Source organism: Massilia sp. 05N420, assembly GCF_056397205.1.
Map to the genome: position 1 here is coordinate 16,074 of NZ_JBFTMX010000018.1, position 15,326 is coordinate 31,399.

At 61.8% G+C, this 15,326-nt stretch carries 14 protein-coding genes and 3 tRNA genes; 9 read left to right on the forward strand and 8 right to left on the reverse strand.

Going from position 1 to position 15,326, the window contains the following annotated elements:
• Positions 1-115: 115 nt before the first annotated feature.
• The 3 genes from AC1DIX_RS14440 to AC1DIX_RS14450 all read left to right on the forward strand — a co-directional run bounded on the left by AC1DIX_RS14440 (position 116) and on the right by AC1DIX_RS14450 (position 3,003).
• Positions 116-817, forward strand: a complete 702-nt coding sequence (locus tag AC1DIX_RS14440) for a hypothetical protein (RefSeq protein WP_477325228.1) — start codon at positions 116-118, stop codon at positions 815-817.
• Positions 818-938: 121 nt separating this feature from the next.
• Positions 939-2,030 (forward strand): BON domain-containing protein, encoded by a 1,092-nt coding sequence (locus AC1DIX_RS14445; RefSeq protein ID WP_477325230.1) that lies wholly within the window; start codon positions 939-941, stop codon positions 2,028-2,030.
• A 136-nt stretch (positions 2,031-2,166) separates the two neighbouring features.
• Complete coding sequence (locus AC1DIX_RS14450) at positions 2,167-3,003, forward strand: HDOD domain-containing protein (RefSeq protein WP_477325232.1); 837 nt, start codon at positions 2,167-2,169, stop codon at positions 3,001-3,003.
• Here the strand turns inward: AC1DIX_RS14450 and AC1DIX_RS14455 are convergent, their stop codons facing one another.
• Positions 3,004-3,918 (reverse strand): LysR family transcriptional regulator, encoded by a 915-nt coding sequence (locus tag AC1DIX_RS14455; protein ID WP_477325234.1) that lies wholly within the window; start codon positions 3,916-3,918, stop codon positions 3,004-3,006.
• A gap of 96 nt (positions 3,919-4,014) precedes the next feature.
• Between AC1DIX_RS14455 and AC1DIX_RS14460 the strand changes: the two genes are divergently transcribed.
• Together AC1DIX_RS14460 and AC1DIX_RS14465 are read left to right on the forward strand one after the other, a co-directional pair.
• Entirely contained in the window at positions 4,015-4,569 is a 555-nt protein-coding gene (locus AC1DIX_RS14460) for a cysteine hydrolase family protein (RefSeq protein ID WP_477325236.1), read from the forward strand.
• A gap of 95 nt (positions 4,570-4,664) precedes the next feature.
• Positions 4,665-5,687, forward strand: coding sequence for a choice-of-anchor A family protein (locus AC1DIX_RS14465; protein ID WP_477325238.1), 1,023 nt, complete (start codon positions 4,665-4,667; stop codon positions 5,685-5,687).
• A 7-nt stretch (positions 5,688-5,694) separates the two neighbouring features.
• Here the strand turns inward: AC1DIX_RS14465 and AC1DIX_RS14470 are convergent, their stop codons facing one another.
• From AC1DIX_RS14470 to AC1DIX_RS14480, 3 genes are all read right to left on the reverse strand, one after another.
• A complete protein-coding gene (locus AC1DIX_RS14470; RefSeq protein WP_477325240.1) occupies positions 5,695-6,861 on the reverse strand; it encodes an MFS transporter in 1,167 nt (388 codons plus the stop codon).
• 142 nt (positions 6,862-7,003) lie between these two features.
• The gene (locus tag AC1DIX_RS14475) at positions 7,004-7,609 is read right to left on the reverse strand and encodes an IMPACT family protein (protein ID WP_477325242.1); all 606 of its coding nucleotides are present in this window, start codon (positions 7,607-7,609) and stop codon (positions 7,004-7,006) included.
• A 73-nt stretch (positions 7,610-7,682) separates the two neighbouring features.
• Positions 7,683-7,758, reverse strand: a tRNA-Lys gene (locus AC1DIX_RS14480).
• Positions 7,759-7,936: 178 nt separating this feature from the next.
• Here AC1DIX_RS14480 and ilvD point away from each other — a divergent pair.
• Positions 7,937-9,799, forward strand: a complete 1,863-nt coding sequence (gene ilvD / locus AC1DIX_RS14485; protein WP_477325244.1) for a dihydroxy-acid dehydratase — start codon at positions 7,937-7,939, stop codon at positions 9,797-9,799.
• Positions 9,800-9,814: 15 nt separating this feature from the next.
• Here the strand turns inward: ilvD and AC1DIX_RS14490 are convergent, their stop codons facing one another.
• Positions 9,815-10,207, reverse strand: coding sequence for a hypothetical protein (locus AC1DIX_RS14490; RefSeq protein ID WP_477252989.1), 393 nt, complete (start codon positions 10,205-10,207; stop codon positions 9,815-9,817).
• A 64-nt stretch (positions 10,208-10,271) separates the two neighbouring features.
• Between AC1DIX_RS14490 and AC1DIX_RS14495 the strand changes: the two genes are divergently transcribed.
• A tRNA-Lys gene (locus AC1DIX_RS14495) sits at positions 10,272-10,347 on the forward strand.
• A gap of 58 nt (positions 10,348-10,405) precedes the next feature.
• Here the strand turns inward: AC1DIX_RS14495 and AC1DIX_RS14500 are convergent.
• The 3 genes from AC1DIX_RS14500 to AC1DIX_RS14510 all read right to left on the reverse strand — a co-directional run bounded on the left by AC1DIX_RS14500 (position 10,406) and on the right by AC1DIX_RS14510 (position 12,529).
• On the reverse strand, positions 10,406-10,819 hold the full coding sequence (locus AC1DIX_RS14500; RefSeq protein WP_477252987.1) for a hypothetical protein: 414 nt from the start codon (positions 10,817-10,819) through the stop codon (positions 10,406-10,408).
• Positions 10,820-11,014: 195 nt separating this feature from the next.
• Positions 11,015-11,749, reverse strand: a complete 735-nt coding sequence (locus tag AC1DIX_RS14505; RefSeq protein ID WP_477325246.1) for a hypothetical protein — start codon at positions 11,747-11,749, stop codon at positions 11,015-11,017.
• Between the two features lie 33 nt (positions 11,750-11,782).
• A complete protein-coding gene (locus tag AC1DIX_RS14510) occupies positions 11,783-12,529 on the reverse strand; it encodes a helix-turn-helix domain-containing protein (RefSeq protein ID WP_477325248.1) in 747 nt (248 codons plus the stop codon).
• 187 nt (positions 12,530-12,716) lie between these two features.
• On the opposite strand from AC1DIX_RS14510, the gene AC1DIX_RS14515 reads away from it, so the two are divergent.
• Positions 12,717-12,792 (forward strand) — tRNA-Lys (locus AC1DIX_RS14515).
• 733 nt (positions 12,793-13,525) lie between these two features.
• Positions 13,526-15,094 carry an RNA-directed DNA polymerase gene (locus tag AC1DIX_RS14520; RefSeq protein ID WP_477325250.1) on the forward strand — a complete coding sequence of 523 codons (1,569 nt, stop codon included), beginning with the start codon at positions 13,526-13,528 and terminating at the stop codon, positions 15,092-15,094.
• Positions 15,095-15,326 lie beyond the last annotated feature (232 nt).

The window sequence follows — 15,326 nt, forward strand, 5'->3', positions numbered from 1 at the left end:
TACTTCTGGTAAGTTTGCATTTCTAAACATCCAGTAAAAAATAGTCCAACGAGGGCTTCCCCAAGGGATAGAATTGCCTATAGGCATGTCATCTATCCCGCGGGGAATCCCTCTCATGTTCAAGTCCTTCCTGCTCGCCGCCGGCCTGTGCGCGGCCTCCCAGGCTGCAAGCAGCGCCAATGCGGCCGACCTCACCGCGCTCGAACAGCGCTGGATTTCTTCCGCCTATCCCGTCCTCGAGTACGCGCGCAGCGTCCAGCTGCCGATCGATATCGTGGTCCAGCCCAAGGCCGGCCCGAACGACGTGCCGCTGGCGATGGGCTTTGCCGAGGGACGCTGCAAGCTGGTGGTGTCGCTGCGCGGCAATCCGGATGCCGAGAAGCAGCTGGCCGGCGTGGCGCCGGAAGCGCAGGGCGAGCTGATCGAGGCGATGGCGGCGCACGAGATCGCGCACTGCTGGCGCTATGCCCAGGGCGCTTGGCATGCGCTGCCGGCCGGCTTCGTCGAGGTCGGCGAAGAAACCGCGGCCGATCCTTCGCTGCTGGCGGAATCGAAGGCGATGCGTGAAATGCGCCGCGAGGAAGGCTATGCCGACCTGGTGGCGCTGGCCTGGACCCGTCGCAGCCACCCCGCCGACTATGCCCGCGTGCACGATTGGCTGTCCCAGGTACGCGCCGTGCAGCCGGTGGCGCGCAGCGGCCACGATACCCGGGTATGGGTGAAGCTGGCCACCGACGGCAAGGGTTTCGGGACAGCCGCGAAGCCCTTCGAAGATGCGGCCACCCTCTGGAAAGAAGGCCTGCTCAGCGACGAGTGATAAACGACGAACAGGTCATTTATTATTTCTTCGACAAGTGTACGTTCACGCACAGATGTCCGGTCCGCCGGGGGCGTTAAATCACCGGTATCAATAATCATCGATACAAGGGACCACCGACATGAAAACGCTGATTGCGACCCTGCTCGCGACGGCCGCCGGCGCCGCGTTTGCCGCACCCACCTTCGCACTGAACCACGATCCCGCCAGCTACCGTGCCGTGACCCAGAAAGCCATGGCCGAGTACAAGGCGGCGACCGCGAAGTGCGACAGCATGAGCGGCAACGACAAGGATGTGTGCATGGCCGAAGCGAGGCTGACCCGCACCCGCACCGAAGCGAATGCCCTGTCCCAGTACAACAATACGCCCAGGGGCCGTGAAAAGGCACGCACCAACCTGGCCGACGCCGAATATGACCTGGCCAAGGCCAGGTGCGGCGCCAGGAGCGGCGCCGACAAGGACGACTGCATGAACAACGCCAAGTCGGTGCACACCGCCGCAGTGGCGGACGCCAAGGCCGGCAGCACCGCCACCGGCGCCAGCGCGGCCGGCGCCACCGCCTCGGGCGGCGACAGCCGCGAGCAGGCCAGGTCCGCCGCCGCCGTCGACAAATGCGCCCAGATGGGCGGCGACGGCAAGACCGGCTGCCTGGTGCAGACCAAGCCCTCGGCCGTGAAGGAGAACGCGGGCGAGATCGCCAACCGCAGCGAGAACGCCGCCGACCGCGCCGGCGACAAGGCCGCCGCCGCCACCTCGGCCGCCGCCGTGAAGACCAAGGAAGTCGCTTCGACGGTTGCCGAGAAGACCAGGGAAGTCGCCCACTCCGCCGTCGAGAAGACCAAAGAGGTCGCTTCGACCGTTGCCCAGAAGACCGAGAACGCCGTCGACCGTGCCGGCGACAAGACCCGCGACGGCGCCGCCGTCACCGCGCAGAAGACCGACAACGCAATGGACAAGGCCGGCGACAAGACCCGCGACGCCGCTTCCACCACCCGCGTCGCCGCCTCGGACACCGCCATCACCACCAAGGTGAAGGCCGGCCTGATCAAGGAGCCGGACCTGGAATCGCTGGGCATCCACGTCGAGACCGAGAAGGGCGTCGTGATGCTGAGCGGCTTCGTGAATTCGAAGGCCGAAGCCGACAAGGCGGTCAAGGTCGCCAAGGGTGTCGACGGCGTGGCCAGCGTGAAGAGCGCGATCAAGGTCAAGTAAGCGCTCACCCGGGTTTTCTGCCCGGTAGCGGCCGGCTTTTTGTAGCCGGCCGTATATTTTGTTCTGATACCACAGGTTGCGATCGACCTCACGGAAATTGCCTGTAGGCTAAAGTCTGCAAGGTATAATCGCCGCCGTGAACAGAATCGAAGCCTTCRGATACATTGCGGCCCAGGCGGCGCGCGGTGACATATCCTTTCCCACCAGCGTCAACGCCGTGCTGCGCCTGCAGCAGGCGCTGAACGATCCCGATTGCCACCTCGAGGAAGCGATCCGGTTGGTGCTAAGCGAGCCTCAGCTGGCGGCGCGCACGGTGGCGCTGGCGAATTCCTCGACCTTCAATGCCGGCAAGCCGCCGGTCACCAATGTGCGCGCGGCCGTCACCCGGGTCGGCTACCGCAACCTGCAGATGCTGGTGGCCAGCCTGGCGGTGCGCCAGTTCGGCAGCCGCATCCAGGATCCGGCCCTGCGCGCCAAGGCCGAACAGCTGTGGGAGCACACGGTGCAGGTGGCCGCGCTGGCCCAGGTGTTCGCGCGCCGCGTCACCTTCGTGAATCCGGATACCGCCATGTTTGCCGGCATCGTCCACGAGATCGGCGCCTTCTACCTGCTGTCGCGCGCCGATGAATTCCCCGGTCTGCTCGACGACGACGAGGAGCGCTGGGGCGAATTGTGCGAAGACGTGGTCACGCGCGAAGTGGCGCGCCGCCTGGCGCTGCCGGAACCGGTGGCCGACGCCATCTTCGAGCTGCGCGGCTGCTGGCTGAACATGCCGCCGAGCTCGCTGCTCGACACCCTGTTGCTGGGCAACCTGTACGCCAGGGTGCCGTCGCCGCTGGGCGCCGCGGCGCCGCCGCTGCCGGACCATAGCGAAAGCGCGCTCGACTACCTGGTCGACGAGGCCACCCTGCGCACGATCATCGAGGAAGCCGCCGAGCTCAGCGATTCGATGGGCCAGGCCGTGCTGGTCTGATCAGTCCCAGGCCAGTACGCCCGCCTGCCAGGCCTTCGTCGCCGCCACCATCTTCCTGCCGCGCAGGATCTTCACTACCGCCGCCACTTCCGGGCGCCGCATCGCCGCCGCGCCGCCGGCCAGCGCGAAGCTGCGCCGGGCCGGGATCGGCAGCGCCAGCAGGCGCACGCCTTCCGGTTCCGGAAACACCGCCAGCCGCGGCATGATCGAATAACCCATCCCGCGCGCGACCATGGCGGCGATGCTGGTGTCGTTCGCCAGCCGGCGTCCGGGGCGGGCGTCCAGGCCGGTGGCGCGGCAGCGTTCCAGCACCTCGTCCGCGCCCGCGCAGGCGAGCTGGATGAAGGACAGGCCGTCGAGCTGGTCCCAGGACAAGGGTTCCGACAGGGGGTGCGCGGCGGGCAGCACCAGCACGTAGTCGTCGTGCAGATAGGGCAGGGAAGCGAGGCCGCGCGCCAGCGGCAGCTGGGCGATGGCGATGTCGGCGCGTCCTGCGCGCAGGGCGGCGAGCAGGGCTTCGCGGTCGGCGTGGCCGTCGTCGATGTCGAGGGCGATGCCCGGGTGGACGGCGGACAGGGCCTCGGCCGCATAGGGCAGCAGGTGGGTGCCGAAACTGCGGAAGCAGGCCACCCGCACCTGTCCGGACAKGGTTTGCGTCTCCCTGGCGCTGGCGCGCAGGCCTTGTTCGAGCTGCAGCATCTGCCTGGCCTTCTCCAGTACCCGCAGGCCGGCGCTGGTGGGCGTCGAGCCGCCGTGGGCGCGGTCGAACAGGCGCAGCGCCAGTTCCTTTTCGAGTTCGGCGATCGCGTGGCTGATGCGCGACTGGGTGCAGGCCAGTTCGGCGGCGGCCGCGCTGAAACTGCCGTGGTCGGCGACCGCGACGAACATCCGCAATTGGCTGAGTTTGAGAGCCATCGAAATCCTTCATGTCTGGATCGTCGATTATCCGGGATTTCGGTAGCGCATGCCGGGCGGCGGCGCGAGCATGCGGTTTTCACAAGGAGAGACCACATGCAATTGCCCGCCAACGGCACCCTGATCGTGATCGACGTCCAGCAAGGCTTCCTCGATCCGCGCTGGGGCCAGCGCAACAACCCGGCTGCCGAGGAAAATATCGCCGCGCTGCTGGCTGCCTGGCGCGCCGCGCGCCGCCCGGTGATCCACGTGCGCCACGCCTCGGCGAGCCCGAACGGCGCCTTCCGCGCCGACACGCCCGGCTTCGCCTTCAAAGCCCAGGCGCGGCCGCTGGATGGCGAACCCGTCGTCACGAAGTCAGTCAACAGCGGCTTCATCGGCACCGACCTGGAACGGCGGCTGCGCGAGGGCGGCATCGATACCGTGGTGCTGTGCGGTCTCACCACCGACCACTGCGTGTCGACCACGGCGCGCATGGCCGGCAACCTGGGCTTCGACACCATCGTGGTCGGGGATGCCTGCGCCACCCACGAGCGCACCGGTCCGGATGGCCGCCACTACACGGCCGAGGCGATGCATGCCACGGCGCTGGCCAGCCTGAACGGCGAGTTCGCGCGGATCGCCTCGACGGCGGCCATGCTGGATGCATAGTTTGAGCCGGGCTCGCAGGATTATGTGAAGTTTTCGTGTAAATTGATGGAATTGATGATACTCTTGAGAATCATCAATTTCTAATTGGAAATTTCATGTTTGTCCTGCGCCGCCTCGCCATCCTCTGTTCAGCCGTCTGCGCCAGCCATGCCCACGCCGGCGTGATCAACCTGACGGCGCCGATCGGCGGCGCCAACGTCTATGCCATCCACGACTTCTCGGCCTATTCGAGCGACGTCGAGGGCGCCATCGTCGCCGGCGGCAACGTGACCCTGCAGAATTACTCGGTCAACGCGAAGAACAAGGATGCCTTCGGCGCCAGGGACATCGCGGTGGCCGCAGGCGGCAACCTGAAGCTGAGCAATGGCTCGATCAACAATGGCGTGGTGTATGCGGGCGGGACGACCTCGCTCACCTCGGCGCCGGCCGTGAGCACGACCGCGACCAGTCCCGTCGATTTCGCCGGGGCCGAGGCTTACTACAAGACGCTCGCGGCCTCGCTGGCCCAGCTCGATCCGACCGGCAGCGTGAGCGCCTTGTGGAGCGGGGTGAGGGTGAAGGGCAGCGGCGCGGGCAGCGTGGACGTGTTCAATGTGCCGGCCTCGATGTTCGCGACTTCGAGCAGCTGGACCCTGGAGAACCTGACGCCGGGCCAGACCCTGATCTTCAACGTCAGCGGTTCGGCCGGCACCTTCAATAACGGCGGCATCAGCTTCACGCCGCTGGGGAACTACAACGTGCTGTTCAACTTCTACGAAGCCAGCAGCCTGAACGTGAAGGGCGTGATCGGCAGCGTGCTGGCGCCTTATGCGACGGTGAGCGAGAACTGGGGCCAGGTCAACGGCAACGTGATCGTCGACACCTGGGCCTCGACGGTGCAGATCAACGCCAACCATTACTTTACGCCGGTCGACGTGGCCGCCTTCACCATGGGTGGCAAGAATCCCGGCACCACCCAGCCCGGCGGCGGCATCAAGCTGCCGGTCGACAATCCGGTCGATGTTCCGGGCCAGCCGCCGGTCAAGACCCCGTCCGCCGACGTGCCGGAACCGGGCAGCGTGGCGCTGCTGCTGGCCGGCCTGGCGGCCGCCGCGCTGGTACGCCGCCGCCAGGCCTGAAAGAGGATCAGGCCAGGGCGCGCACCGCGCGGCGCCCGTGGGCGAGCATCGCGCACGCCAGCACCAGACCGGCGCCGGCCAGGCCCGCCGCCACCCACTGCGGCGAGGCATAGGAGAAGCCCAGGGTCAGCGGAATGCCGCCGAGGAAGGCGCCCAGGGCATTGCCGATATTGAAGCCGGACTGGCCCAGCGAGGAGCCCAGCATCTCGGCTTCGCGCGAGTGCTCGATCAGCAGCATCTGGATCGACGGACCCAGCGCCAGCGCATTCGCACCGACCAGGAAGGCCAGCACCACCATCGCCGCTTGCGAAGACGCCAGCACGGCGTTCAGCAGCAGCAGCACGATCATCGATGCCAGCAGGATCTGGATCGCGCGCAGGGGATGCACGCGGTCGGCCAGCTTGCCGCCAAAGTGGACGCCCGCCGTCATGCCGACCCCGACCACGATCATGATCATGGGAATCATGTCGGCGTGGAAGCGGGTGACCTCGGTGAGCAGCGGCGCGATGTAGCTGAGCCAGGCGAACAGGCCGCCGGTGCCGATCGAGGTGATGCCCAGCGCCAGCCACAGCTTCGGGTTGCGGAAGATGCGCAGGTCCTGGGCCAGGCCGGCGCGCCGGCTGCCCTCGAAGTAGGGGATGATCTTGTGCGTCATGAAGGCGGTGGCCAGGCCGATCAGGGCGACGATCAGGAACACGATGCGCCAGCTCATGTGATGGCCCAGCCAGGTGCCGGCCGGCACGCCGACCACGTTGGCGATCGTCAGGCCGGAAAACATGCTGGCCAGCGCCGCCGCTTCCTTGCCCTTGTCCGCCAGGCGCGTGGCGACCACGGCGCCGACGCCGAAGAAGGCGCCATGCGGCAGGCCCGCCAGGAAGCGGAACAGCATCATCGTGTGGAAGTTGGGCGCGAAGGCCGACAGCGCATTGAAGGCCGCGAACATCAGCATGAACCAGACCAGCACGCCGCGTGGCGGACGATGGCCGAGCATGCTGACCAGGGTCGGCGCACCGACCACGACGCCGACGGCATAGGCCGAAATCAGGTAACCCGCTTGGGGAATCGAAATATTCAGGCCGGTGGCGACGTCGGGCAGGATGCCCATCATGACGAATTCCGTCATGCCGATGCCGAAACCGCCGAGGGCCAGTGGGGCCAGGCTCTTCTTGATCACGTGTTTTCGCTTTGTAATGACAGCCTGCCACGCAAAACAAGCGGCAGGCGGAACGCTGAGGAACCGGCCATTATCGCGCTACACAGTGGGAGAGTCCGCTTTCGAGTGGTGATGACCGGTATAGCCGGGCATGATAGCGATATCAACGGGGGGCGACCGGCGCGTCGTCGATCCAGGCGACGCGTCCGCTGCCCGCTTCGTTCAGGCGGGCGATCAGCGGATCGGCCTTGTCCACCGGCATCCGGAACGCGAACCCGACCTGGTCCGCGTGCTCGACCTGCTCGAGGGTCGCCCCGGCCAGCTCCAGTTCGCGCCGCACCAGTCCCTCGAGCGGGTAGGGGACGGCGCAGCGCAGCAGGCGCTGGCGGATGATGGCGATCTTGTCCGCCTTCAGCAGGGCCTGGGCAACGCTGTCGGTATAGGCGCGCACCAGTCCGCCGGCGCCCAGCTTGACGCCGCCGAAGTAGCGCACCACGGTGGCCAGCACGCCTTCGAGGTCCTGGTGGCGCAGCACGTCCAGCATCGGGCGTCCGGCGGTGCCGCTCGGCTCGCCGTCGTCGACCGCGGCCGACTGTCCGCCGGCCAGCAGCGCCCAGCACACGTGGGCGGCGCCCGGGTGTTCGGCGCGCAGGGCCGCCACCACTTTTTGCGCGCCGGCGCGGTCCGGCATCGGCTGGACGCAGGCGATGAAGCGGCTCTTCTTGATGATGAGCTCGTGGTGGACGGGGGTGTGGATGGTCTGGGGCATGGGCGTGGGGCCTGGAACGGCTGAAAACAAAAAAGCCAGCTCGAAAGCTGGCTGATCTGCTACTGCTTGTTCGTGGTAGGCCGTGCTGGGCTCGAACCAGCGACCAACGGATTAAAAGTCCGCTGCTCTACCAACTGAGCTAACGACCCGACGGCCCGCATTATAGCGGCTCGGCAGCGTCAGGCCAAGACCTTTCGTGTGGGAAATTGATTCTAGCTCGACTGTGATACGAAAAAAGAATCACACAGCAATAAATCGTGTATTGGACAAATCACAGGGCCTGCGGCACTCTGGTCGTTCATTCGATCGCCGTTCCGAGGAGACAGCATGCCGACCTACCGTTCCCGTACCACCACCCAGGGCCGCAACATGGCCGGCGCCCGTGCCCTGTGGCGCGCCACCGGCATGAAGGATGGCGACTTCGAGAAACCGATCGTTGCCGTGGTCAACTCCTTCACCCAGTTCGTGCCCGGCCACGTGCACCTGAAGGACCTCGGCCAGATGGTCGCCCGCGAGATCGAGGCGGCCGGCGGCGTGGCGAAGGAATTCAACACCATCGCCGTCGACGACGGCATCGCCATGGGCCACGGCGGCATGCTGTACTCGCTGCCTTCGCGCGACCTGATCGCCGACTCGGTCGAGTACATGGTCAACGCCCACTGCGCCGACGCCATGGTCTGCATCTCSAACTGCGACAAGATCACSCCCGGCATGCTGATGGCCGCGMTGCGCCTGAACATCCCGRTGRTSTTCGTCTCCGGCGGYCCGATGGARGCCGGCAAGGTCATCAAGACCGTCGACAACGGCCAGAAGATCATCAAGCTGGACCTGATCGACGCCATGATCAAGGCCGGCGACCCGACCCAGTCGGACGCCGACGTGCTGGAAGCCGAGCGCTCGGCCTGCCCGACCTGCGGTTCCTGCTCCGGCATGTTCACGGCCAATTCGATGAACTGCCTGGCCGAGGCTCTGGGCCTGGCGCTGCCCGGCAACGGCACCATCGTCGCCACCCACGCCGACCGCAAGGAACTGTTCCTGCGCGCCGGTCGCCTGATCGTCGACCTGGCCAAGCGCCATTATGAAGGCGACGATTACTCGATCCTGCCACGCTCGATCGCCAGCAAGGCCGCCTTCGAGAACGCGATGACCCTGGACGTGGCGATGGGCGGCTCGACCAACACCGTGCTGCACCTGCTGGCCGCGGCCCACGAGGCGCAGGTCGAATTCACGATGGCCGACATCGACCGCATCTCGCGCAAGGTGCCCTGCCTGTGCAAGGTGGCGCCGATGACCGACAAGTACCACATCGAGGACGTGCACCGCGCCGGCGGCATCTATTCCATCCTGGGCGAACTGGCGCGCGCCGGCCTGCTCGACACCTCGGTCTCCACCGTGCACAGCCCGAGCCAGGGCGAGGCGATCGAGAAATACGACATCCGCCGCAGCGACGACCCCGCCGTGCATCGATTGTTCCGCGCAGCGCCGGGCGGCGTGCCGACCCAGGTCGCGTTCTCCCAGGCCGAGCGCTTCGAGGACAACGACATCGATCGCGCCAACGGCTGCATCCGCGACCTCGCGCACGCGTATTCGAAGGATGGCGGGCTGGCGGTCCTGTACGGGAACATCGCGGAGAAGGGCTGCATCGTGAAGACGGCCGGCGTCGACGAGAGCATCCTGAAGTTCTCCGGCAAGGCGCGCGTGTTCGAGAGCCAGGACGATGCCGTCGAAGCCATCCTCGGCGACCAGGTGGCGGCCGGCGACGTCGTCATCATCCGCTACGAAGGCCCGAAGGGCGGCCCCGGCATGCAGGAGATGCTGTACCCGACTTCGTACATCAAGTCCAAGGGCCTCGGCAAAGCCTGCGCGCTGTTCACCGACGGCCGCTTCTCGGGCGGCTCGTCCGGCCTGGTGATCGGCCACGCCTCGCCGGAAGCGGCGGAAGGCGGCGCGATCGGCCTGGTGGAAGAGGGCGACATGATCGACATCGACATCCCGAACCGCACCATCGACCTGCGCGTGTCGACCGAAGAGCTGGCGCATCGCCGCGCGAAGATGGAAGACCGCGGTGCCGGCGCCTGGCAGCCGGTCAAGCGCGAGCGCGTGGTGTCGCAGGCGCTGCAGGCGTATGCGGCGCTGACGACGTCCGCCGACCGCGGCGCGGTGCGCGATCTGTCGCAGCTGAAACGCTGATTCCGCTTCAGGCGCTCAGTCCAGGAAGCCGCGCCCCGGCAGCGGGCCCGTCGAAAACATTCGAGGCGGATGCCCGCCGGGCGCGCGGTAGTATTCGACCACGAGCCTCCGGGTGTCGTCGCTCCGAGGTGGCTGGAACTGGATCGAGATGTCGCCGTCCGGGGAGGCGAAGCGATCCGGCCCGACCAGCAGCAGCTGCTTTTCCTGGCCGGCGCCGATGCGGACGTAGAGCGTGTCCTCGAGGCTGAAGAGGTGGGCACGGTAGCCGTCGCTGAGGCCGTAGAGGCCTTCGGCCTCGGCGGCTTCCTGGGCGCTCGGCCGGCGAGGATAGTCGGTAGAAGTGGCGCAGCCTGCACCGCCCAGCAGGGCGACCAGGACGGGAAGTGAGGCGCATAGGTAAGCTCGCATGATTCCCCCAAGGTAAAAACTCTGGCGTAAATCAAAACGGCCCGCTATAATGCGTGCCTTCTTCGGGTCGTTAGCTCAGTTGGTAGAGCAGCGGACTTTTAATCCGTTGGTCGCTGGTTCGAGCCCAGCACGGCCTACCAAGATTCAAGAAAACGCCAGCCTTCGGGTTGGCGTTTTTTTTCGGCTGCCGTGCCGGCGTCAGCGTTGCGCCAGGGTGGCCGTGACCACATACCTGACGGCCAGACGCTGGTCCGGCACATAGGTCATCAACATCTCGTCGCGGTTCTCGCCGCGATTGAAATCCATCGTCACATTGCCGTCACGTGAAACGAACTTGTCCGCCGAAACGGCAATCATCCGGATCGGACGCTGGCGGTCGATTTGCGCCACGATGCCGGTGGCCGCTTCGCCTACCTTCAGGCGCCAGCCGTTGGACATCGCGTAAAGGCCGGTAACCGCCTCGGTCTCGTCATCGCTGAGGCGGAATGGCGCCGTCACCTGCACCGTGGCGATCGATGCGGACGTGTCGGGTGGCGGATAATTGCTGGACTGGGCACCGACATTCGATGCCAGCAGCAGGGTGGCAGGAACTGCCAACAATGAGAGGCGCATGATCGCTCCTTCGCAAAACATCGGGGTTTACCGCGATACTGGTCTGACCAGGAGCGGTAAACCCAGTGTAGGACGATGCTCACCAGCCTCAAGCCATTTGCGAGGGCTATCACGAAACGGTCGCTATCCCGCAAAACCCAGATCAATAAGAAATGACCCAAAATTTGCGGATTTTGCTGGATTCTGTATCGTGATTCAGTCGTTCGAACCGGGCGTGATCGACTTGCTGACCTTGCCCTGCTCGTCCAGCATCCGGATCTCGGCTTTACCATCCGCGGAGACCAGCAGCAGCATGCGCGTGCGCCCTTTTGCATCCTTCAGCTGCAGGCTCGAATCCCTGTCGCGGGTATTGCCCAGCCAGATCCGGTTTTCGCTCAGCCGCCCTTCGTCGGACAGCTTTTTCCAGTAAGCGCGCTGCTCCGCTTCCGTCAGCTTGCCGCTCTCCTGGCCGAAGCGCTCGATGTCAGACATCGAGGTCACCCTGAAGTTCGGTACATCGTTGATTTTGATACCCGTCATCTGGTGCGTGGCGCTGTCATTGTTCATCAGCTGCAGCGCCTGGTCCTGGCGGAAGCGGTCGAAGGTCAGCGAGAGCCCGGAAGAGATCCTGCCGTCGGCGTCGATGCTGCCCTTCTGGATCAGGCCGCCGTTTTCCGTGCCTTCCTCATTGATGAACAACATGCCGGCAAAGGAGCGGCGATCCGGACGCGCGCCTTCCTTTCCCTGCTGGAAATCGCCGGGAAACTGGGCCTTGTTGGAGATGACGATGCGCTTGGTGCCGTCGGGCTCGACGATATTGATGCGCCCGACGGTGATCTCGTCGAAGCTTTCGTGACGGAGCGGGCTCCTGGCGCCGGTCAGGGTCACGATGGCGGCCAGGGCGGCGGCCATGGTCGTGGCGCCGGCGAAGAAGCTGCGAATCTGCGACATTGGATCTCCCTGTTCTGATGAGTGACGCTGGTTTTAGTGAAGCTTGTTTTTCAGGCGGCGCAGCCGCCATTCGATGAACAGCCCGGCAAAACCGCAGACGAACACGATCGCGCCGAGGTATTGCAGGATGCGGTTGCCTGCCGCCTGCACATATTCCGTGTGGAGCAGGTCGAAGCGGCGGCGGCCCTTGTCCACCTTGTCGACATACACGGTGCCGCGGTAGTCCGGCGATTCCACGGTGATAGGCCTGGCCCGGCTCGACTGGAATTCCTGCAGCGCCTTCGCCATTTCTTCGTAACTGATGATCCTGGCCTGCATCTTGAGCAGCAGGATTTCCTTGTGCTTCTCGAAGATGTTTTCCGCCTCGCCCGGAAGAATCACGCCGGGCGATTCATACTTGTAGAGCCTGTTCGAAAAGAAGATGCCGTCGTTCGCCGCCAGCATCAGCGCAAACCCGAGCAMCCAGGCTGCCGCCGAGCCGTACAGCCACTTCTTGGTATCGTTGACCTGTGCGACCACCGCATTGGCGCTGAACTGGCTGACGGCGGGGATATGCCGCAGCGTCGTCGCCAGAACGTCCTTGTCCACTTCCTTCAAAAAAGTCGCCTCGTCCATTCCCAGTCCGGTAAGGATGGTCGCGAACATCTCTGCCGAGGGCACGGATTTGTCGTTTTCCAGCTTGGAGAGATAGGACTGCTCGATGCCTGCCGCCTGAGCAAATTGCGGCTGGGTCAGGCCTTGTTCGGTGCGGATCTGCTTGAGTCGTTCGCCAAAATTCATGACAACCTTTCCTGAACATCGTTGGAATGGCCGTATTCTTGGCTATTCATGCAAGACTTGGAAGATGAATATGCGCGAATAGTGATGAATTTGATAAAAACCCGGTTGCAGCGCCGACCGGAGATGGGCGCTCTGACGCGAAAGGGGCTTAGCAAAATACCGCCGAGCCGCTATAATGCCGGCCTTCGGGTCGTTAGCTCAGTTGGTAGAGCAGCGGACTTTTAATCCGTTGGTCGCTGGTTCGAGCCCAGCACGGCCTACCACGAACAAACAGGGAGCCCACGAATTTCGGTTCGTGGGCTTTTTGCTTTCTGGACCCTCTGTGGTCATTCTGGGCGGCCGTCCGTCGCACTCAGCCAGCCTATCTTATACAGTCGACTTGCCCTTGACGCGTTACGCGATGCTGGCGGCAACGTAGCCGCCGTAGATGCCCCCAGCCAGAAGGCGTCGTCGTCCGCATAGTCGGGTTAGGGAAAATGCTTGGTAACGCTCCAAGCGACGGGTTGCTCGAAATCGAAATCCCGCTTGACGAATCACTGCTCGTCCTCGACAACTCCAAGTTCCTAACAGGCAAGCTCTACGACCGATCAACGAGCCGACGCCTAGAACATATCCTCTTACAGATATCGGACATTCGCCAATCTCGCGATCCCGACGAAATTTTCGTGGACGCGCTGCGCTACGAGGGGCTCGACTACGGCTTCTTTATTGATCGAGGTAGCGGGGCCCACACTAGGTGAAGGTTACATCCGCTAGGCTTTGAAATGAGTCACATTGATCAAGCCAATCTGAAAGCTACGCTAGCATTACCTGCTCGGGCACCAAGGTGATATTTCGATAGAATTCCAGTAGGAAAATCGTGCACAATGCATGATACCTTTATCGATAATGCCTAAATCGCCAATTTATAAAACCATTTCACGACAATTCACACCTCCATCTTATATTTTCTTAGCAGCAAATACCTTTTAAAATTTCTCTCTTTGCCTCTATAAAATGTTCAATCTAACCACGGCCGAATTAGAAGCATCATTCTCTGCAATAAATCATCATGGCTATAGCACAATGCTTCCGGACCCAGCCGAATGGGCCGTCGTAAAAGATAACTGGGCTGCAATTAGGACAAGTATCGAAAAAATTGACTTGGATATTTATGAGCCATATACGGTATCTAGGGTATTTGCTCCGAAAAGCCGATCAAACATTCGCGTAACACATCTGCTACACCCGCAAGACTTACTGATTTACACAGCACTTGTTTTAATTGCCTCACCAGACATTGAAGCAGCAAGGCTTTCGAGGAAGGCGAAGCGAGTGTACTCCTACCGGATAGAAGAAACGCCGGGGGTACTATATAAATCCAAAGGAACATTTGAAGCTTACCTTGAGCAGCTTAATATAAAATCGCAAAAGGAAAGCGTCAAATTCGTTGCCATGGCAGATATTGCAGATTTTTACCCAAGAATTTATCAGCATCGTCTGGAAAATGTAATTGAATCTGTAGCTAGCAATCAAAGGACGACCGATGTTGCGAGAGTTCTAGTGAGAAAAATGATTTCGAATCTGATGGGAAGGAATAGCTATGGCATCCCCGTCGGCCCGTATGCATCAAGAGTACTTGGCGAAGCCATTCTCATTGATGTCGATGCAAATTTGCAATCTCTAGAAGTTGATTTCGTACGCTGGGTGGATGATTACAATATTTTTTGTAAAACGGAATATGAAGCGCAATCCATTTTATTCACCCTCGCTGAGTGGTTATTCACTAACCATGGACTTACCCTGCAATCCGCAAAGTCAAAGATATTACCAATAAGCAAATATAAATCTGAAATTCTTATCCATCCTGGCGAAGAACTAACCGATCGGGATACTGTTGTCCAAGCACTTAGAGAATTCCGAGTGGGGTACGAAGGAGAAGAAGACGAGGAGGAACCTAGTGAAGAGGAGATTGCGGAAACCTTAGCTATACTTCAAGGCATCGACCTCAAAGGGATGCTTGAAGAATCACTTGCGGACACGGCGCTAGTAGACTACGAAGCTGTTACTTATGCATTGGTAAAGCTGCCTCGAATACCTGGCGTCGACGAAGATGTGAAACACGAAGTTCTGAATCTAGTCATCGATAACGCAGAACTTCTTTATCCTGTTGCTGAACATATTGCTAAATATATTTTATCTTTTGATAATTTGACAGCAAAGGAACAGAAAAAAATTGCTACGAAATTGTTAAAGCCATTGAAGAGCAAGAGGAATCCTCCGCCGCCTTACTATGCGATGTGGATACTTTATATTTTTTCAACATCTTCAAACTGGAATCACGTAAGCGATATCGTCTCTCTATACCGAGAGTCGAAATCAGAAATCATAAAAAGGTATGCAGCATTGGCGGTTCACATCTCAGGAAGTCGAGCCGACGCGTTAAACATGAAAGATGATTTTGTCGCGGCTTCTCCCATGCTTCGGTCGGCAATTTTGTTTGCCACAAGAAAACTCGGCGCAGATGAAAGAAAACACTGGAAGCTGTCTGTCGGAGTTAATGGATTACTGGAGAAATCGATATAGAATAATCCACTGCCGCGGGTTTTAAACTTGTGTGACCTATTCTGACTATTAGAAGCCTACGAATTTACGTTCGTGGCTTTCTGTTTTCTTGCCCTTCACTGTTCGCTATGAAGGACGCCCGATTCGGTCCAGTCGCAGCGACATCGAATTTCACTATAACTTGAAGATTTAAATCTTCGCTTAAGAGCTGTATATTAACGTTAAGGTGTATTTTTCTTCAGGAATCCCAGCT